The 19338-nt window shown below is 62.2% G+C and carries 15 protein-coding genes; 14 read left to right on the top strand and 1 reads right to left on the bottom strand.

The features are described from left to right. Positions 1-17 precede the first annotated feature (17 nt). From ACWBU6_RS08350 to ACWBU6_RS08400, 11 genes are all read left to right on the top strand, one after another. Positions 18-2234, top strand: a complete 2217-nt coding sequence (locus ACWBU6_RS08350) for a response regulator (protein ID WP_452648349.1) — start codon at positions 18-20, stop codon at positions 2232-2234. A gap of 29 nt (positions 2235-2263) precedes the next feature. After that, positions 2264-3253, top strand: a complete 990-nt coding sequence (locus tag ACWBU6_RS08355; RefSeq protein ID WP_452648350.1) for a VTT domain-containing protein — start codon at positions 2264-2266, stop codon at positions 3251-3253. A 211-nt stretch (positions 3254-3464) separates the two neighbouring features. Beyond that, positions 3465-4475, top strand: coding sequence for a glucokinase (locus ACWBU6_RS08360; protein ID WP_452648351.1), 1011 nt, complete (start codon positions 3465-3467; stop codon positions 4473-4475). 178 nt (positions 4476-4653) lie between these two features. After that, positions 4654-5388, top strand: a complete 735-nt coding sequence (gene scpB / locus ACWBU6_RS08365; RefSeq protein WP_452648352.1) for an SMC-Scp complex subunit ScpB — start codon at positions 4654-4656, stop codon at positions 5386-5388. Then, complete coding sequence (rluB, locus tag ACWBU6_RS08370) at positions 5375-7399, top strand: 23S rRNA pseudouridine(2605) synthase RluB (RefSeq protein WP_452648353.1); 2025 nt, start codon at positions 5375-5377, stop codon at positions 7397-7399. The genes scpB and rluB overlap by 14 nt, the downstream gene beginning before the upstream one ends. A 329-nt stretch (positions 7400-7728) precedes the next feature. Beyond that, complete coding sequence (gene rimP, locus ACWBU6_RS08375; protein WP_130315189.1) at positions 7729-8217, top strand: ribosome maturation factor RimP; 489 nt, start codon at positions 7729-7731, stop codon at positions 8215-8217. Then, positions 8214-9779 carry a transcription termination factor NusA gene (gene nusA / locus ACWBU6_RS08380; protein ID WP_452648354.1) on the top strand — a complete coding sequence of 522 codons (1566 nt, stop codon included), beginning with the start codon at positions 8214-8216 and terminating at the stop codon, positions 9777-9779. Before rimP ends, nusA begins: the two co-directional genes overlap by 4 nt. A 50-nt stretch (positions 9780-9829) precedes the next feature. Continuing rightward, positions 9830-12721 (top strand): translation initiation factor IF-2, encoded by a 2892-nt coding sequence (infB, locus tag ACWBU6_RS08385; RefSeq protein WP_452648355.1) that lies wholly within the window; start codon positions 9830-9832, stop codon positions 12719-12721. 209 nt (positions 12722-12930) lie between these two features. Continuing rightward, entirely contained in the window at positions 12931-13332 is a 402-nt protein-coding gene (rbfA, locus tag ACWBU6_RS08390; RefSeq protein WP_130315186.1) for a 30S ribosome-binding factor RbfA, read from the top strand. Next, a complete protein-coding gene (gene truB / locus ACWBU6_RS08395; protein ID WP_452648356.1) occupies positions 13329-14264 on the top strand; it encodes a tRNA pseudouridine(55) synthase TruB in 936 nt (311 codons plus the stop codon). The genes rbfA and truB overlap by 4 nt, the downstream gene beginning before the upstream one ends. Before the next feature lie 38 nt (positions 14265-14302). Beyond that, positions 14303-14776 carry a hypothetical protein gene (locus ACWBU6_RS08400; protein WP_452648357.1) on the top strand — a complete coding sequence of 158 codons (474 nt, stop codon included), beginning with the start codon at positions 14303-14305 and terminating at the stop codon, positions 14774-14776. Between the two features lie 21 nt (positions 14777-14797). On the opposite strand, the gene ACWBU6_RS08405 is transcribed toward ACWBU6_RS08400, so the two are convergent. After that, positions 14798-15178, bottom strand: a complete 381-nt coding sequence (locus tag ACWBU6_RS08405) for a hypothetical protein (protein WP_452648358.1) — start codon at positions 15176-15178, stop codon at positions 14798-14800. A gap of 275 nt (positions 15179-15453) precedes the next feature. Between ACWBU6_RS08405 and ACWBU6_RS08410 the strand changes: the two genes are divergently transcribed. Genes ACWBU6_RS08410 through ACWBU6_RS08420 form a run of 3 tightly spaced genes read left to right on the top strand, consistent with a single transcriptional unit; the run spans position 15454 to position 19260 of the window. Next, a complete protein-coding gene (locus ACWBU6_RS08410; RefSeq protein ID WP_452648359.1) occupies positions 15454-17430 on the top strand; it encodes a M13 family metallopeptidase in 1977 nt (658 codons plus the stop codon). 16 nt (positions 17431-17446) lie between these two features. Further along, positions 17447-18544 (top strand): sensor histidine kinase, encoded by a 1098-nt coding sequence (locus ACWBU6_RS08415; RefSeq protein WP_452648360.1) that lies wholly within the window; start codon positions 17447-17449, stop codon positions 18542-18544. After that, complete coding sequence (locus ACWBU6_RS08420; protein ID WP_452648361.1) at positions 18541-19260, top strand: LytR/AlgR family response regulator transcription factor; 720 nt, start codon at positions 18541-18543, stop codon at positions 19258-19260. Before ACWBU6_RS08415 ends, ACWBU6_RS08420 begins: the two co-directional genes overlap by 4 nt. Positions 19261-19338 lie beyond the last annotated feature (78 nt).

The following is a 19338-nucleotide window of genomic DNA, read 5'->3' on the forward strand; positions in this document are numbered from 1 at the left end:
CCGGCCGGAGCAGGTCTTTGCGTTCGAACAAAGTTGCCTCCATCGCATTACTGGTCAGCGTGGCGTTGACGACCATCGTCAGCGCCGTGCTGCTGGTGTTTGCCGCTTATTCCTACTCTTCCGAGAGCAGCAAGCGCTGGCAGGAGTTGCAGCGCGTGCTGAATATCAGCGCCGACCAGCTTGCGCTGGGCGTGGCCATGCCGGCCTGGAATTTCGACGACAAGCAGGTGTTGTCCATCATGCGCGCCAGCATGAACCAGCGCGACTTGCATGCCATTGTGTTGTACGGCACCGGCAGCAAGCGTGAGCAGGTAGTGCAGCGCGGCGCCGGCGACAAGCTGGAAACCAGCCTGCCGCTGTCAACCACGCCGGACATGCTGGTGGCCCAGCGCCCGATCGTGGCCGATGGCGCCACGATCGGCACCGTCAAAGTCTTTGCAACCCCGGCCTATTTGCGACAGGACCTGCAGGACCAGCGCCGTGCCAACCTGATGGCAATCCTGGTGCTGGCAGCGGTGCTGGTCACCAGCATGTATGGCCTGCTGTGGTTCCTGATCCTGCGGCCGCTGAAGGCGGTCGGCCAGTACGTCATGGGCGACACGCCGCAAAAGGCCTGGTTTTACGGCGAGCTGCGCACCCTGAAGGAATCCATCCACAAGATGTGGGAGCTGCTCGATAGCCGCTACCGCTCCATGCGCGAAAGTGAGGAGCGCCTGAGCGTCGCCACCCGCGCCGCCTGCATCGGCATCTGGGACTGGGATGTGCCGCATGATGAACTGATGCAGGACGATGAGATCATGCGCCAGTATGGGCTGGGGACGCGGCTTGGCGGCGGCAACTACAAGGCCTGGCTGGAGCGCGTGGTGCCGGAAGACCGCGAGCGGGCGCGCCGCGAAGTGGCGGCCGCGCTGAACGGCGAACGAGATTTTTCGCTGCAGTTCCGCATCCGCCGGCCCGACGGTACGCTGCGCCACCTGCGTTCCATGGCGCGCTCTTTCCGCGACCTGCAAGGCAAGGTGGTGCGCATGGTCGGCGTCAGCATCGACGTGACCGAGGCCATGGAGACCGAGCACGAACTGCGGCGCCATCGCAGCCACCTGGAGGAACTGGTGAGCGAGCGCACGGCAGCGCTTTCGGTCGCAGTGACGGAAGCGCAGGCGGCCGGCCGCGCCAAGAGCGTGTTCCTGTCGACCATGAGCCATGAATTGCGCACACCCCTGAATTCGGTGATTGGCTTCTCGCGCCTGATGGCGCATTCGACCACCATGTCGGCCGATGAAAAGCGTAATATGGCGATCATCCACCGCTCCGGCCAGCATTTGCTGGCGCTGATCAACGATATTCTTGAGCTGTCCAGGATCGAGGCGGGCGGCGTCAGCCTGCATCGGGAAGCAGTCGATGTGGCGCAGATGCTGCGCGATGTGTGCGATATGGTGGCGGAGCGTGCGGCGCAGGCCGGGGTCGGGCTGAAGCTCGAATGCGGTGCCCTGCCGCGCGCATTGACAATGGATGGCGCCAAGGTGCGCCATGTGCTGCTTAACCTTGTTGCCAGTGCGCTCAAGTATGTGCGCGATGGAGTGGTCACGCTGTCCCTGCGCCCGACGGTCTTGCCCGGCGGGCGGCACGGATTGGCCTTTGCCGTGCATGCCGGCATAGCCGGCATTCCTGAAGATCCCGGCCTTGGCCTGGCCATTTCGCGCCAGTATGTGCGCATCATGGGCGGTGAGCTGGAGAGGGAGGCGCAGCCGGGCGAAGGTACGGTATTCCGCTTCACCATCGAGGCTGAAGAAGCCGATTCCGGCGCGCCGCTGGCGCGCCTGCCGCAACTGGCGCCGATGCACCAGGGCCGGCGCATCCTGGTGGTCGATGATGGCGTCGACGGCCGCCACCTGCTGCGCAGCATGCTGGTGCCGGCCGGTTTCGATGTGCACGAGGCGTCGGATGGGGTGGAAGCACTGGACGCGATCGCCGCAACCCAGCCGGAACTGGTGCTGATGGAGTGGCGCATGCCTGTGCTGGACGGGCTGGAAGCGACGCGCCGCCTGCGCGCCGACCACGGCTTGCCGCAGCCGCGCGTGGTGCTGATGACGGCGTCGGCTTTCGGCGGCGAGCGGCAACAGGCGCAGGCGGCCGGCGCCGACGACTTCCTGCATAAGCCGGTGGAACAGGACAAGCTGTTCCGGATGCTGCAGCAACAGCTCTCCCTGCAGTATGTGGAGGGGGCCCTGCCATAGCCCCCGTTTTGCGCTACCATAGACGAACTATGGCTAACCTAATTACCTTGTTGCAGCAGTATGGTGTCCTGATCGTCTTTGTCGTGGTGCTGGTCGAACAGATGGGGTTGCCAATCCCTGCCTATCCGGTGCTGATCGTGGCCGGTGCCCTGGCCGTCGATAACAGCCATAGCGCGCCATTTCCCGTGGTACTCGGGGTTGCCATGCTGGCATGCCTGCTCAGCGATTTCTTCTGGTTCCGTGCCGGGCGCCGCTTTGGCAAGCGCATCCTCAAGCTGCTGTGCAAGATCTCGCTGTCGCCGGACTATTGTGTCAGCCAGACGGAAGACAATTTCCGCAAATGGGGACCGAAGTCGATGGTGGTGGCCAAGTTCATCCCGGGCTTTAACACCATTGCGCCGCCCATGGCCGGGGCGCTGGGCACGGGCGTGCCGACTTTTCTCGGCTTCAGCCTGCTGGGCGGTTTGCTGTGGAGTGCGACCGGCCTGCTGATCGGCGCCTACTTCCATGCCGATGTCGACAAGGTGCTGGAAGTGCTGTCGACCATGGGTTCGACCGCGCTGACCGTGCTGGCCGTCCTGCTTGGCTTGTTCGTGCTGGCCAAGTTCATCGAGCGCCGCCGCTTCCAGAAGGCGATGCAGACCGAACGCATCAGCATCGCGGAGCTGAAAGAGCTGCTCGATTCGGGCGGCGACCCGGTCATGGTGGATGCCCGCAGCGCCACTGCGCAATTGCTCGACCCGCCGGTGCCGGGCGCCTTGCTGGTGGGGGCGAGCGACCCGCTGGCGGTAATCAAGGCCTTGCCGAAAGACCGCCACATCATCGTCTATTGCAGCTGCCCCAACGATGTTACCGCCGCCAAGGTGGCCAAACAGCTCCATTCCCACGGCTACAAGCGCGCCAAGCCTTTGCACGGCGGACTGGAAGCCTGGAATACCGCTTTCCGCAGCGCGAGCGAATCTGCCGTGATCGCAGAACAGGCGCCGGACGGCTTCACTCCTGCAGATTCCCGCCATTAATCATTGAAGGCAACCCGCCGCGCGCCCTGCCAGGCGGGATGGCGCGCGCCCGTTTCTCGGGTGGTGGAGTAGTCATACTACTGCATGGATATCTCGCAATGTAGCATTTCAACCTTGGTTTTATGGTTTTTGTACTCAAACTACAAAGAATTCCTTGCGCATCGGCTAACAAATCCCTTAGCATTAAGGCTCAACTTAACTGCTTGCGCCCATGACCGTCCAGACCACCTCCGCAACGCCTGCCATCTTCCCAAGCCCGCGCCTGCTGGCCGATGTCGGCGGTACCAATGCCCGGTTTGCGCTGGAACTGGCGCCCGGCAGGATCGAGAATATCCATGTGCTGTCCGGTGCGGCCTATGCCACCCTGGCCGATGCGCTGAAGGCTTACCTGGCCTTGCCGGATGTTGCGGCGGCCGCCGGCCTGGGCGTGCGCCATGGTGCGATTGCAATCGCCAATCCGGTCAATGGCGATTTCGTCAAGATGACCAACCACCACTGGGAGTTTTCGATCGAGGCGCTGCGCCTGGAAGTCGGCTTCGAGGTGCTGGTGGTGGCCAACGACTTCACCGCGCTGGCGCGTTCGCTGCCGCTGCTGGCGGACGAGCAGAAGCGCCAGGTCGGCGGCGGCACGCCGCAAGCCGGTGCGCCGCTGGGTCTGATCGGCGCCGGCACCGGCCTGGGCGTGTCGGGCCTGATCCCATCGGCGTCGGGCTGGACCGCGCTGCTGAGCGAGGGGGGCCACGTCAGCTTCCCGCCGATGAATCCGGAAGAGGTCGCGATCCTGCAGTACGCCTGGACCGAATTTCCGCATGTCTCGGCGGAGCGCTTGCTGTCCGGCGTCGGCATAGAACTGATCTACCGCGCGCTGGTGGCCCAGCGCGGCCATGAGGAACCGGTGCTGTCGGCGCCGGAAATTGCGCGCCGCGCGCTGTCGGGGGAATGCCCGCTGTGCGACGACGTGGTCGAGCACTTCTGCACCATGCTTGGCACCATCGCCGGCAATCTCGGTGTGACACTGGGCGCGACGGGCGGCATCTATATTGGCGGCGGCATCGTGCCGCGCCTGGGCCAGCGCTTCGATCGCTCCGGCTTTCGCGCGCGCTTCGAGGAAAAAGGGCGCTTCAACAAGTACCTGGCCGCGATTCCTACCTATGTGATTACTGCCGAGTACCCTGCCTTTGTTGGTGTTTCGGCAATCCTGGCCGAGCGCCTCGCGGACTGAGCGAAACAGGCTTTTACACTTCTCTCCGGTTTTATCAGGTACAATTGCCCAAGTTGGATGAAGCGGCGCCTGTCGCCCGCCTTGTTTTCGCCCTGAAAACGCTCTCCACCTGAGACTCTCGCCCCGGCGCGTAGCGGTCCGGCGCCTTCTTACATAGTTACACAACCAAATGTAGTGTATGGATAATGCAGAGGCTAAGAAAGTCCTCGAAGCTGCGCTGCTATGCGCCCGTGAACCCTTATCGATCCACAGCCTGAAAAAGCTGTACGTCGAAACCGACGACCAGGGCAATCCGCTCGGCGCCGGTGTTGGCGCCGATACGATCAAGGAATTGTTGGAAGAGTTGCGTCAGGATTGGCAGGGGCGCGGCATTGAGGTGGTCAGCCTGTCCAGCGGCTGGCGCTTCCAGAGCCGGCCGGAAATGAAGATGTACCTGGACCGCCTGAATCCGGAAAAACCGCAGAAGTATTCGCGCGCCACGCTGGAAACGCTGGCCATCATTGCTTACCGCCAGCCGGTTACCCGCGGCGATATCGAAGAAATCCGCGGCGTGGCGGTGAACTCGCAGACGATCAAGATGCTGGAAGACCGCGGCTGGGTCGACACTGTCGGTTACCGCGATGTACTGGGCCGCCCGGCTTTGCTGGGCACCACGAAACAGTTCCTGGACGACCTGGGACTGGAATCGTTGTCGCAACTGCCGCCGCTGCAGCAGATTAGCGATACGCAGAATGAAAATCCGCTGGAAGTACTGGAGGCCCGCCTGACGGAGAACTTCGAGAAGGCGGCGCAGGAAGCACAAGCAGCAGAAGAAGAGAAAGAGGCGACGCCGGACGTGGCGCCGTCTGTAACAGACGACCCGGCGCCCGATAACGTCGAGCCCTTAGCAGAAACGAATAATGAACAAGCCTGATAACACCCCAGAGACCGGTACCCCGGCAGCCGCCGACACCGCACCCGCCAAACCGAAGCGCCGTACCAAGGCCCAGATCGAGGCCGATAATGCTGCGGCATTGGCGGCCGGCGAGACGCCGAAGCCCAAGCGCCGTACCAAGGCTGCTGCCGAAGCTGCAGCCGTAGCGGTCGAACAGCCTGCTGCAGGCGCCGAAGCGGCTCCGGCCAAGAAGCCGCGCGCCCGGAAGGCTGCGGCGACGGAAGCTGCGCCGGCGGTGGAGGCGGCTCCGGCATCGGCGGCATCGGCGCCAGTGGATGCTGCGCAAGGCGGCGAGGGTGGTGAAGGCCAGGGTAAGGATCGCGGCCGCGCGCCGCGCGGCCCGCGCCAGATGCGCGAGCAGCGCGCGCTACGCCAGGCTGAGAAGGCGGCGGTGGCTGCAGCTGTCGCGGCCGAATCGGCAGGCGCGCCGGCTGAAGACGCGGCTTCGGCTGCGGCCTCGGGCGGTGAGGCCGGTGAGGGTGCGAGCCCTTGGCCAGCCGCTGTCCCGGCTGAAAAGCGCCACGATAAGCATGGCAAGCACAAGGGCAAGAAGGGCAAGCACGGCAAGCAGGCGCATGGCGAAGGCCAAGGCCCGCAAGCCGAGGTCGGCCAGGGCCAGGGCGGCCAAAATAAGGCCGTCCAGGGCAAACAGCGCGTGCCGGGCGCCTTCGGCAACAAGATGAAGGCCAAGGACAAGTCGTCCGAAGCCGATGCAGTGTTCTCCTTCGTGACCTCCGACGCCTTCGACCGCGACGAAGGCGGTTCCGGCAAGCCGGTCAAGGCACGCCGCGACCTGACGGCGGAAGATGACGCGCCGAAGCTGCACAAAGTGCTGGCGGAAGCGGGCATGGGCTCCCGTCGCGATATGGAAGAGCTGATTATTGCCGGCCGCGTGTCGGTCAACGGCGAGCCGGCCCATATCGGCCAGCGCATCCTGCCGACCGATGCGGTGCGCATCAACGGCAAGCTGGTGCAGCGCAAGGTTTCCAAGAAGCCGCCGCGCGTACTGGTCTATCACAAGCCGGCCGGCGAGATCGTGTCGCACGACGACCCGGATGGCCGCCCATCGGTATTCGACCGCCTGCCGACCATGAAAACCGGCAAATGGCTGGCCGTCGGCCGCCTGGACTTCAATACCGAAGGCTTGCTGCTGTTTACCACCTCCGGTGACCTGGCCAACCGCCTGATGCACCCGCGTTACAACATCGACCGCGAATACGCTGTGCGTACCCTGGGCGAGCTGGAAGAGGGCATGCGCCAGAAACTGCTGGCCGGCGTCGAGCTGGAAGATGGCATGGCGCAGTTCACCAAGATCGCCGATGGTGGCGGTGAAGGCGTCAACAAATGGTACCGCGTGGTGATCGGCGAAGGCCGCAACCGCGAGGTGCGCCGCATGTTCGAGGCGATCGGCCTGACCGTGTCGCGCCTGATCCGTACCCGTTATGGTGCGCTGACCCTGCCTAGCAACCTGAAGCGTGGCCGCTGGGAGGAGATGGAAGAAAACTCCGTGCGCGACCTGCTGTCGGCAGTCGGCTTCAAGAAGGAAGGCGGCGCCGGTGCCGGCGAAGGCAAGAAGCCGCAGGGTGGCCCGGGTCAAGGCCAGGGCAAGCGTGAGCGCGAGCCGAATGGCAACCGCATGGATGTGAGCAACAAGAACGCCGACCCGTTCCCGCAGGCGCCGCGTGGTGGCCGCAACCAGGGCCAGGGTGCGTTTTATGGCGCACCGCGTCATGGTGGCGCTGGCGGATTCGCTGGCTTTGGCGACCAGCAGCCGGGCGGCCATGGCCGGGGCAACGCCGGCGGTGCCGGCGGTAAGGGTAAGGGCAAGGGGAAGGGTCAGGGCGGTCCGCGCCAGCCGGATCCGCTGATGACTACCTTTGGTTTTGCCGGCCAGGGCCATGGCCATGGCCAGGGGCAGCAGCGCCGCGGCGGCCACCAGCCGCGCGGCGGGGCGTCCGACCACGGCATGCCGCGCCGGCGTAAGGGCTGATTAGTGCCGGAAACCGGTGAGCCGGATCGAACCCGCAGGGTCTGACACCCGGCCTGTAGCCGCCGCGTAACGGGTGTCCGACCCCGAGGGTCAGACCCGGGTGCCGGTTCGCAGGTGTTGGTTTTAACGCAGCTTGCTATTGTTACACCTGCTCCCGATGTGGTATGCGGCATTGCAGCGAAGTCAATAAGGCGCTATAATGAGCAGCCTAGTTAAAGTTCTTCGCAGGTATTTTTGCCGAGAGTGCTTTCATCTGGCTGCAGTAACGAAAGATGGGCAGTTGCCCATTTTTTTTTGGTTGAATCGTTTTAAGTATCTGGAGATTTCTTTTGCAACTGCCTGAATTGATTGAAAAAACCGTCGCTGGCCTTGGCTACGACCTGGTCGATTTCGAACGGGCCGAACGCGGACTGCTGCGGGTTTATATCGACTTCACGGCGGAAGATGCAGAAGAGAAGGGCCCGATCACGGTTGAAGACTGCGCCACGGTGAGCCACCAATTGTCGCACGTGCTGACGGTCGAGAACGTTCCCTACGAACGCCTCGAAATCTCGTCGCCCGGCCTGGACCGTCCGCTGCGCAAGTTCAGCGACTTCGTCCGCTTTGCCGGCAGCGAAGCCATCGTCAAGCTGCGCATGGCCATTCCAGGCACTGCGAATCGCAAGTCCTACCAGGGCATCCTGACGGAGCCTGAAGGCGATCAACTGGGTATTGAATTTGAAGGTAAAGAAGGTCCGGCGGTGCTGAATTTCACGCTCGCGGACATTGATAAGGCACGCTTGGTGCCGCAGGTGAATTTTGGGAGCCGCAAAGCATGAGTCGCGAAGTATTGTTATTGGTTGATGCGCTGGCGCGCGAAAAGAACGTCGACAAGGAAGTCGTGTTCGGCGCGCTCGAGTTCGCACTGGCGCAAGCCACGAAGAAGCGCTATGAAGGCGAAGTGGATATTCGCGTTTCGATCGACCGTGAAAGCGGCGAGTTCGAGTCGTTCCGCCGTTGGCACGTAGTGCCGGACGAAGCCGGCCTGCAGCTGCCAGACCAGGAAGTGCTGCTGTTCGAAGCGAAAGAGCAGATCCCTGACATCGAAGTCGACGAATACATCGAAGAGCCGATCGAATCCGTGGAATTCGGCCGCCGCTTCGCCCAGGACACCAAGCAAGTGGTCCTGCAGCGCGTGCGCGATGCTGAACGCGAACAGATCCTGCAGGACTTCCTGGAGCGCGGCGACGCGCTGGTCACCGGCACCATCAAGCGCATGGAGCGCGGCGATGCGATCGTCGAATCCGGCAAGATCGAAGCGCGCCTGCCACGCGACCAGATGATCCCGAAAGAGAACCTGCGTATTGGCGATCGCGTACGTGCCTACATCCTGCGCGTTGACCGCAATATGCGCGGCCCGCAAGTGATCCTGTCGCGCACCGCGCCAGAGTTCATCATGAAGCTGTTCGAACTGGAAGTGCCAGAGATCGAACAGGGCATGCTGGAGATCAAATCCGCTGCGCGCGACGCCGGCGTCCGCGCCAAGATCGCCGTGCACACCAACGACAAGCGCATCGACCCGATCGGTACCTGCGTCGGCATGCGCGGTTCGCGCGTGCAGGCCGTGACCGGCGAACTGGGCGGCGAGCGCGTAGACATCGTGCTGTGGTCGGAAGATCCTGCGCAATTCGTGATCGGCGCGCTGGCTCCTGCCAACGTGTCCTCGATCATGGTTGACGAAGACAAGCACGCGATGGACGTGGTGGTCGACGAAGAAAACCTGGCAATCGCGATCGGCCGCTCCGGCCAGAACGTGCGCCTGGCTTCCGAGCTGACCGGCTGGAAGATCAACATCATGACCGCGGAAGAATCGGCCGACAAGCTGGCCGCCGAAACCGCAGCCGTGCGTGCACTGTTCATGGAAAAGCTGGATGTGGACCAGGAAGTGGCCGACATCCTGGTGGAAGAAGGTTTCAGCAGCCTGGAAGAAATCGCCTACGTGCCGATCTCCGAGATGCTGGACATCGAAGCGTTCGACGAAGACACCGTCAACGAACTGCGTACCCGTGCCCGCGACGCCCTGGTGACCGAAGCCATCGCTTCGGAAGAAGGCCTGGAAGGCATGGAAGAGTCGCTGGTTGGCCTGGAAGGCATGGACCGCATCACCGCGGGCAAGCTGGGCCTCGCAGGCATCAAGACCCTGGCGCAATTCGCCGGTCTGGCTTACGACGAATTCGGCGCCATCCTGGCCCTGTCGACCGACCGCGCACGTGAACTGATTTCGAATGAGTTTGAGAATGTGACCGACGATGAAATGAAGCTGGTCGACGGTAAGTACGATGATCGCGCCAAGGCCCTGCAAGCCAAGGCTTGGGCGTCGTCCGAAGCCGCAAAGGCCTGAGTAGTAAAGCAGCTTTAATTATCATCGAGACACATAGAAAAGAGGACTGAATGGCGAGTAACAACGTAGCCCAATTTGCCACCGAACTGAAGATGCCTGCAGATTTGCTGCTGTCGCAGCTGCGTTCTGCTGGCGTCGACAAGAGTTCGGCGTCAGATCCATTGTCAAAAGATGATAAGGACAAGCTGCTGGAACACCTGCGCCGTACCCACGGCGCAGGCGCAGAGCCGGGCGAAAAGAAAAAGATCACCCTGACTCGTAAAGAGACCACGGAGATCAAGCAGGCCGATGCCTCCGGCAAGGCCCGCACCATCCAGGTCGAAGTGCGCAAGAAGCGCACCTTCGTGCAGCGCGACGACCTGACCACCGCGGCAGCAGCCAAGCCGGCCGCCCCGGTGATCGACGCCGCCGAACAGGCGCGCCGTGAAGAAGAAGCCCGCCGCCAGGCCGAGCTGATCGCCCGCCAGGAAGCGGAACTGAAAGAAAAACAGGAGCGCCTGGCCAAGCTCGACGAGGAAAAGGCTGCACAAGCCAAAGCCGCCGAAGAGGAAGCCAAGCGCGTAGCGGAAGAGCAAGCCAAGAAAGCTGCAGCCGACAAGGCCGCCGCCGAGAAAGCCGCTGCCGCCGCTGCAGCCGGCGCCGCGCAGAAAGCCGCCGCCGAAGAAGAAGAGAAGAAGCGCCTGGCCGAAGCCGAAGAATCGAAGCGCAAGCACGAAATCGCCGCCAAGGAAGCCGCCGAGCGCGCCGAAGCGACCGAACGTGCCCGTAAGGCAGTTGCCGACGAAGTGGCCCAGATCAAGCTGATGATGAGCCAGCCGCGCCGCGTGATGAAGGCTCCAGAGCCGGCACCGGCAGCTGCTGCCGCCAAGCCGAAGGTTGCCGAAGGCACCCTGCACAAGCCAGCCGACAAGAAGCCTGCCGCTACCGCCGCAGCGCCAGCCGGCGAGAAGAAGGACGACAAGAAGGGCGGCGACAAGAAGTCCATCAAGTCGGCCAACGTGGCCTCGACTTGGCAGGATGAAAAGCGCCGTGGCGCCCCAGGCGGCGGTGCAGGCAAAGGCCGCGGTGGCAACACCGGCGCCAATGCAGGCGGCCGCGATGGCTGGCGCGCTGGCGGCAAGGGCGGTCGCCGCGGCGGCCACCATGAAGATCGCGAAACGAACTTCCAGCAGCCGACCGAAGCGATCATCCATGACGTGCACGTGCCGGAAACCATCACCGTGGCCGAACTGGCACACAAGATGGCAGTCAAGGCATCCGAGGTGATCAAGCAGCTGATGAAGCTGGGCCAGATGTGCACCATCAACCAGGTGCTGGACCAGGAAACCGCGATGATCGTGGTGGAAGAGATGGGCCACAAGGCCTTCGCTGCCGCTGTCGACGATCCGGAAGCGCTGCTGGCCGACCAGGGCGAACACGCCGAGTACGAAGCAACCCCGCGCGCACCAGTGGTGACCGTGATGGGCCACGTCGACCACGGTAAAACCTCCCTGCTGGACTACATCCGCCGCGCCAAGGTCGCGTCGGGCGAAGCCGGCGGCATTACCCAGCACATCGGTGCATACCACGTGGACACCCCGCGCGGCACCATCACCTTCCTGGATACCCCAGGTCACGAGGCCTTCACGGCAATGCGTGCCCGCGGTGCGAAAGCAACCGACATCGTCATCCTGGTGGTGGCAGCCGACGACGGCGTGATGCCGCAGACGAAGGAAGCTATCTCCCACGCCAAGGCAGCAGGCGTGCCGCTGGTTGTGGCGATCAACAAGATCGACAAACCGGGTGGCAACGTTGACCGCGTGACCCAGGAACTGGTGGCCGAGCAAGTGGTGCCGGAAGAATACGGTGGCGATTCGCCATTCGTGCCGGTATCGGCGAAGACCGGCCAGGGCATCGACGACCTGCTGGAGCAAGTGCTGCTGCAAGCGGAAGTGCTGGAACTGAAAGCACCGGTCGAAGCGCCTGCGCGCGGCCTGGTGGTGGAAGCCCGCCTGGACAAGGGCCGCGGTCCTGTGGCCACCATCCTGGTGCAGTCGGGTACCCTGAAGCGCGGCGACGTCGTGCTGGCAGGTTCGTCCTTCGGCCGCGTTCGTGCGATGCTGGACGAAAACGGCAAGGCCATTTCGGAAGCCGGTCCTTCGATCCCGGTCGAGATCCAGGGCCTGACCGAAGTGCCGGCCGCCGGTGAAGAAGCCATGGTCATGGCAGACGAGCGTAAAGCCCGTGAGATCGGCCTGTTCCGTCAAGGTAAGTTCCGCGACGTGAAACTGGCGAAGCAGCAGGCCGCGAAGCTGGAGAACATGTTCGACCAGATGGCCGAAGGCGAAGTGAAGAACCTGCCGCTGATCATCAAGACCGACGTGCAGGGTTCGCAGGAAGCGCTGGTCGGCTCGCTGCAGAAGCTGTCGACCTCCGAGGTGCGGGTACAGATCGTGCACGCAGCGGTGGGTGGCATCTCGGAATCGGACGTCAACCTGGCGACCGCTTCCAAGGCAGTCATCATCGGCTTCAACGCCCGTGCCGATGCACAGGCGCGCAAGCTGGCCGAGACCAACGGCGTCGACATCCGCTACTACAACATCATTTACGATGCGATCGAAGAGGTCAAAGCGGCGATGTCGGGCATGCTGGCGCCGGAGAAGCGCGAGCACGTCACCGGCCAGGTCGAGATTCGCCAAGTCATCCACGTTTCCAAGGTCGGCGCGATTGCGGGCTGCCTGGTTACCGACGGTGTGGTCAAGCGTTCGTCTTCCGTCCGCCTGCTGCGCAACAACATCGTGGTGTGGACCGGCGAGATCGACTCGCTCAAGCGCTTCAAGGACGATGCGAAGGAAGTTCGCGCCGGCCTGGAGTGCGGCCTGAACCTGAAGGGCTACAACGACATCGAAGTTGGCGACCAGCTCGAAGTGTTCGAAGTGCAGGAGATCGCCCGTACCCTGTAACAGCAGGACGGCGCGATACACGGCGGGTGCTTCCCGCCTCGCGAGAGCGGGGCAGGGCACCCGCCTTTTAGTTTGTTAGAACCGGTAAACCAGCCGGGCGGCCGTCCCGCCTGACCCGCAGGGTCAGACACTCGGCGCGCAACTGCGGCGTGTCAGGTGTCCGACCCTGCAGGTCAGACACCGGGTTACCGGTTTAAAAAGGAATCATCATGGCAAAACACAGCAAATCCATCCCCCAGCGCGGCCTGCGCGTGGCGGATCAAATCCAGAAAGACCTGTCCGAGCTGATCGCCTTCGAAGTGAAGGACCCGCGCGTGGGCATGATCACCCTGTCCGAAGTGCAGCTGACCCCCGACTATGCGCACGCCAAGGTCTTCTTCACCACCCTGAAGGACGACCCTGAGTCGATCAAGAACACCCTGGCCGGCCTGGCCGCCGCCGCCGGCTACCTGCGCAACCAGTTGGGCAAGCGCCTGCACATCCACACGCTGCCGCAGCTGCACTTCCTGCACGACATGTCCGCCTCGCGCGGCATGGCAATGTCGGCCCTGATCGACAAGGCCAACGCCAGCCGCGCCGCCGATTACGACGAGAACGCAGACGAAGAATGACCGAAGCACGTGTAAAGCGCGTGCGCGATGCCGTAGACGGCGTGCTGCTGCTCGATAAGCCGGTAGGCCTGTCCAGCAACGACGCCCTGATCAAGGCCAAGCGCTTCATGAACGCGAAAAAAGCCGGCCACACCGGCACGCTCGACCCCTTCGCCACCGGCCTGCTGCCGCTGTGCTTCGGCGAAGCGACCAAGTTCTCGCAAGACCTGCTGGAAGCCGACAAGACCTACCTGGCTACCGTGCACCTGGGCGTGCGTACCGACACCGGCGACACCGAAGGCCAGGTGCTGGAAGCGCGCGAGGTGTCGGCCACGCAAGCCGAGATCGAAGCCGTGATGGCCCGCTTCCGCGGTCCGATCAAGCAAGTGCCGCCGATGTACTCCGCTTTGAAGCGCGACGGCAAGCCGCTGTACGAGTATGCCCGCGAAGGCGTAACGCTGGAGCGCGAAGCCCGCGACGTGGTAATCCACAAGCTCGAGCTGGTGGCGTACGAGGCGCCATTCCTGAAGATCGAAGTCACCTGCAGCAAAGGCACCTACATCCGCGTGCTGGGCGAAGACATTGGCGCAGCGCTCGGTTGCGGCGCCCACCTGAACGCCCTGCGCCGCACGCAAGTCGGCGCGCTCACCACCGACAAGATGGTCACGCTGGAAGACCTGGCCGCGCACGCGGCACCGCGTGAGCTGCTGGCGCCAGTGGACGCGCTGCTGTCCTCCTTCCCGCGCATCGTGCTGAACGCCGACCTCGCGAAGCGCTTCCTGCACGGCCAACGCCTGCCGCTCGGCAAAGAGCCGAACATCGCAGTGCCGACGCCATACGAAGGCCGCGTGCGCATCTACGCCGACGACGGCCGGCTGTTAGGCACCGGCATCTTCGGCGAATACGCCATCCTCGCCCCCGAGCGTTTGATCGCTGCAGCCAGCGGCAACTAAGCGTAGCAAGGCGGCATCTTGGGCACGTATGTCTATTTTTGGCGAAGCTTGAGGAACTTTCCGTACGAGGGGCTGATGCCCTCAAGGCGAGCGATCATGATGACGCTTACCTAATCGACTGCATCGTGCACGAATACTGGAGCTTCTGCGACATCACCGATCGTCATGGGGATAAAGACATTACCCCTAAAGAGCATAAGTTATACCGTTATGCGCAAGAGCTCTCGGCGGTGCTTCCGACTGCGAGCGATGAACTGTGCCGTTATTATAAAAGGCTGTTTGCGGGCAACTCCTTGGCCGAATGTGATGGCCATTCTTATCGATCGGTCGATGGCGTCTTTTACTGGTCATGGCTGTTGCCGCACGAAGTCGAGGACTTCCATGACAAGCTGCAGAACTATGCGGGCTTCCTTGATAGCAACGACGATTGGCCTGCTGGCGTACGTTGGGTACTTGAAGCACTTGGGCGCGCGAAAGCAACAGGAAGCAGCCTGCTAGTATCCATTGCCTGACCGCGATGCAAGCTGAAGGACTCATACGCGAAACACGTTGGCAAGTGTCGGTGCATCGCACAGATTTCTGGTCCATATCGCAAGCTCGTCCAGGGACGACTCACGAATTCTTTTCAATGCCTCACCGGGAAGTTTGCCGAAACGGACGGTAAGCACGCGTTCCACCGTTTGGCGCTGCCCGTCCAGCACGCCTTCGCGCGCTCTGTCGCGGATCTTCTCGGCAAAACCTGGCATCAGTTCCATGGCAATGTCCATGTTGCTCCTCCTTCTGTCCATCGCATGCATTTGATCTTGGAACTGGGATTGAAGTTCCATTGGTAGTTCAATTATTTGATTGAGCAGGCCCAGCAACAGCCATGTTGTCCGGCGGGACCAGTCTGAATGCTGAAAGACCGCTTGCATGGCGCGGCACTCCAGGGATTGCCAGGCTGAGGACAGCGCAAGTGTATTTCTTGCAGGCGACGGAGGTGGCTGAACATGCGGCGTTCGAAATTGCTGTCGTAGCGATGCTGCACCTCGATGTAGGATTAGCTTGTCGCCGTCCTTTGCAGCTAGCCGTACGACGTGGCGCCGCGTTTTTGACCACCCATCCCCACGCATCGCCGTTCGGCACCTTATTTTCCGCGCCGACTGGTTCGGCCCGAGAATGAATCATCCATTCATTCGAAAGGCCCACCATGAAACTGATGAAGCTTGCCAGCCTGACTGCGCTGGTTTTTCTCAGCTCCCACGCAGCTTCGGCTGCGCCGCGTATCCAGGACAACTTGTACCGCGCCGTCAACGGGGCGTGGTTAGAAGCCACCGTCATTCCCGCGAACCGCTCGGAGTCGTATGGCGCAGAATTGCCCGACATCGTAGATCAGCGCGTCCGCAGTATCGTCGAGGAGCTGTCCTCCAAGCCGCAACGTGCCGGCAGCATTGAACGTAAGATCGGCAGCTATTACGCGTCATACCTCGATACTGTGCGCATCGAGAAAGCCGGCTTGGCGCCGCTGCGCCCCCTGCTGGCCGAGATCGATGCAATCGGCAATCGCCGCCAGCTGGCGCAATGGATGGGGCGCGTGCAGGGGCGCATCGAGACGCCGCTGTGGCTGTGGGGTGGCTTTGCCGACTTCAAGGACCCGACGCTGAATCGCGTCATGCTATGGCAGGGCGGGCTTGGCATGCCGAGCCGTGATTACTACCTGACGCCGGACGGGCCGATGGCGACGGCGCGAACAGCTTACCAGGGTTATCTTGCCAAACTGGCGGCATTGGCGGGCCAACCGCGGCCCGTCGCGATGGCGTCGCGCGTGGTTGCGCTTGAGCGGCGAATCGCTGCAGTCCAGCTGCCGCTGGCGCAAGCGCGCGATCCGGCGCTGATGTACAACCCGATGAACGCTCAGGAGCTGATGCGCCACGCGCCGGGCATCGATTGGCCGGCATTCATGCAAGCCGCCAGCATGCCTGCGGACGAACGCGTGACGGTGGCGCAGCTTGCAGCGGCCAAGGCGATCGCCGAGCTGCTTGCCGAAGTATCCCTGGATGACTGGAAGATGTATTTCAAGCTGCGTAGCCTGGACGAGGCGGGGCCGGTACTGCCGAAGGCTTTCCGCGACGCGCGCTTCGCTTTCAGGGGAAAGGTGCTTGGTGGCTTGAGCGCGGAGGCGCCGCGTGTCGAAGCCGCGGTCATCGAAATCAGTTCGGCCTTGAGCGAGCCATTAAGCAAAGCGTACGTCGAACGTCATTTCCCCGCCGCGCATAAGGCCCGCGTCGGTGCCATGGTAGAACATCTGCTCAGCGCCTATCGCGAAGTCATCGTCGAAAGCAGCTGGATGTCGGCGGCGACACGTGAGCAGGCCTTGCTCAAGCTATCCAAATACACGGCCAAGATCGGCCATCCGGACCAGTGGCGCGACTATTCCGCGCTTGAGGTGCGCGACGGCGACGCGCTTGGCAATCGTCATCGTGCGCGCCGTTTCGAATGGGAGTTCAAGGCGGCGCAGGCAGGCAAACCAATGGACCGTAAAGCTTGGGCCATGTCCCCAATTACCGTCAACGCCTTCTATGATCCAATGCTTAACGAAATCAACCTGCCCGCTGGATTGCTGCAGGCGCCATTGTTCGATATGGCGGCCGACGATGCGGCAAACTACGGCGGTATCGGCGTCCAGATCGCCCATGAAATCAGCCATGGTTTCGACACGATGGGCGCGCAGTTCGATGGCGATGGCGTCATGCGCAACTGGTGGACCGATGCCGACCGGAGAGCCTTCGAGGAGATCGGGCAGCGCTTGCAGGCGCAGTATTCCCGCTACGAGGTACTGCCGGGAAAATTTGTCAATGGCGCCATGACGCTGTCGGAGAATATGGCCGACCTGACCGGCTTGCAGGTGGCGTTCCGGGCCTTTCAGCTTGCGTCGGCCGGCAAAGCCGTTCCGCTGGTGGATGGCTATAGCGGTGAGCAGCGCTTCTTCCTGAACTATGCGAAAAGCTGGCGCAAAAAGGCGCGCGACGAACGGGTGCTGCAGTTGCTGGCGTCCGACCCCCATGCGCCTAACGAATTCCGCAGCAACGGGCCGGCGGTGAACTTCGATGCATTCCACCATGCGTTCGACACCAAGCCGGGCGATGCCATGTTCAAGCCGGCGAGCGAACGCATTCGGGCGTGGTGAGATAGAATCCTGGCCCATGCCCCCACACCATTTTTTCCCGCGCGACAGGCAGTTCTGGATCTTCCACGGCAGCGCGCTCGCCCTCGGCTTTGTGGTGACGGCATTGATGATCTATTTCACCGGCTACCGCGTCGTCAGCAAGCTGTCGGCAAGCGCGGTGTGGATGCCTGTGTACACGGTGGTGGTGCTGTGTTTTCGCTGGATTTACCAGCAACGCGCCTGGAAGCGACTGTCGATGGGACGCCTTGTCATGATCGCCGTCGGTTACAGCGCCGTGGCGGGCATCGCGATGGCGCTCCTGATCGTGTCGCTTGTTGCTCCGCCGTTCATCGGTGAGGTGCGCGCCCAGTACCACGCGCTCGGGATGTCTTTCGACCCGTGGCGATATTACTTCGACTCGTTCGTTGAACAAGCGGTACAAAGCCAACTCTTTGTCTGCATCTGGTGTTTTATCTATACCAGCGTCACCTCGATGCGTCACATCCGGGAAACCGAATTGCATACCTTGCGCCTGCAGAATGGCTTGAAGGAGGCTCAGCTAAGCAGCTTGTCGAACCAGTTGAATCCTCATTTCCTGTTCAACGCCTTGAACAACATCCGTTTTATGATGCATGAGGACGCGCAGCTTGCGGACCGCATGATGACCTCTCTTTCGGAAATCCTGCGCTATTCGCTGGAAAGCAGCCGGCACGACAAGGTGAGCTTGCGCCGCGAACTGGCGATCATCCACCAGTACGTGGACATCGTAAAGATCCACTTGGAGGAGCGGATTGATTTCACGATCCGCATACCAGCCGAATTGCAGGGAATGTTAGTGCCGCCGATGGTGCTGCAGATGCTGGTTGAGAATGGCGTCAAGCATGGGCTTGAGAAGCTTCAGCGCGGAGGAAGACTGTCGGTAGAGCTGGCCGAACGTGAAGATTGCCTGGTGTTCGAGGTGTGTAACGACGCGCCGCATCAGGCGCCCGGCAAGGCGCACGGCATTGGCATCGGTCTGCAAAATATCGAGCGGCGTTTGCAGCTGCTGTATGGCGAGCTGGCGGCGATGCTGGTGGAACCCGGTGCCGGCGAGTTCAAAGTGACTGTGACCTTACCAAAGGAGTATGCACATTGAAAGCGGTTGTAGTAGAAGATTCGCGTCTCGCGCGTGAGGGACTGGTGCGCATGCTGCAGGCCTTTCCAGAAATCGACGTCATTGGGCAGGCGGACCATCCAGGCACGGCGCTGGCCTTGATGCAGGAGTTGCGGCCGGAAGTCGTTTTCCTCGACATCCATATGCCCGGCGCCACCGGCTTCGACCTGCTGGAGCAGCTCGATTATGTGCCGCGCGTGATCTTCACGACCGCATATTCGGAGCATGCCATCCGTTCCTTCGATTTCCATACCGTGGATTACCTGCTCAAACCGATCAGCATGGAGCGCCTGGCGGTTGCCATCGGCAAGCTGACGGGAGACCCTGGAGCAGTGGAGGCGGACGAGGCGCAAAAGCCGGAACTGGAGTTCAACAGCAAGGTTTTCATCAAGGATGGCGACCGTTGCCACCTGGTGTCGCTCGATTCAATTCATTACATCGAGAGCTGCAAGAACTACGTACAAGTGTTCTTTGGCGATAAGCGGGCCTACGTCAAGAAGTCGCTGAACAGCCTTGAGGCGCGCCTGCCCAGGAAATTCTTCTTCCGCGCCAATCGCCAGCACATCGTCAACCTGCAGTCCATTGTGCGCATCGAAGAATCGATGAATCTGGGCTACGACGTGACGCTGACGGGCGGCAAAGTGCTGGAAATCTCGCGCCGCAATGCCGCAGAGCTGAAAGAATTGCTGAGTTTCTAAAAAAGTCGGGGTCAGCTCCGGCAATCGGACACGGGCTCAGCCGCGAGCGGCTGAGCCCGTGTCCGATTGCCGGAGCTG

The sequence above is a fragment of the Pseudoduganella sp. HUAS MS19 genome (assembly GCF_053615455.1).

What these genes read in the sequence shown, in the direction of transcription:
- ACWBU6_RS08355 (WP_452648350.1), top strand. Translation starts at nt 2,264, where the DNA reads ATGGCTAACCTAATTACCTTGTTGCAGCAGTATGGTGTCCTGATCGTC.
- ACWBU6_RS08360 (WP_452648351.1), top strand. Translation starts at nt 3,465, where the DNA reads ATGACCGTCCAGACCACCTCCGCAACGCCTGCCATCTTCCCAAGCCCG.
- scpB (WP_452648352.1), top strand. Translation starts at nt 4,654, where the DNA reads ATGGATAATGCAGAGGCTAAGAAAGTCCTCGAAGCTGCGCTGCTATGC.
- rluB (WP_452648353.1), top strand. Translation starts at nt 5,375, where the DNA reads ATGAACAAGCCTGATAACACCCCAGAGACCGGTACCCCGGCAGCCGCC.
- nusA (WP_452648354.1), top strand. Translation starts at nt 8,214, where the DNA reads ATGAGTCGCGAAGTATTGTTATTGGTTGATGCGCTGGCGCGCGAAAAG.
- infB (WP_452648355.1), top strand. Translation starts at nt 9,830, where the DNA reads ATGGCGAGTAACAACGTAGCCCAATTTGCCACCGAACTGAAGATGCCT.
- rbfA (WP_130315186.1), top strand. Translation starts at nt 12,931, where the DNA reads ATGGCAAAACACAGCAAATCCATCCCCCAGCGCGGCCTGCGCGTGGCG.
- truB (WP_452648356.1), top strand. Translation starts at nt 13,329, where the DNA reads ATGACCGAAGCACGTGTAAAGCGCGTGCGCGATGCCGTAGACGGCGTG.
- ACWBU6_RS08405 (WP_452648358.1), bottom strand. Translation starts at nt 15,178, where the DNA reads ATGCAAGCGGTCTTTCAGCATTCAGACTGGTCCCGCCGGACAACATGG.
- ACWBU6_RS08410 (WP_452648359.1), top strand. Translation starts at nt 15,454, where the DNA reads ATGAAACTGATGAAGCTTGCCAGCCTGACTGCGCTGGTTTTTCTCAGC.
- ACWBU6_RS08415 (WP_452648360.1), top strand. Translation starts at nt 17,447, where the DNA reads ATGCCCCCACACCATTTTTTCCCGCGCGACAGGCAGTTCTGGATCTTC.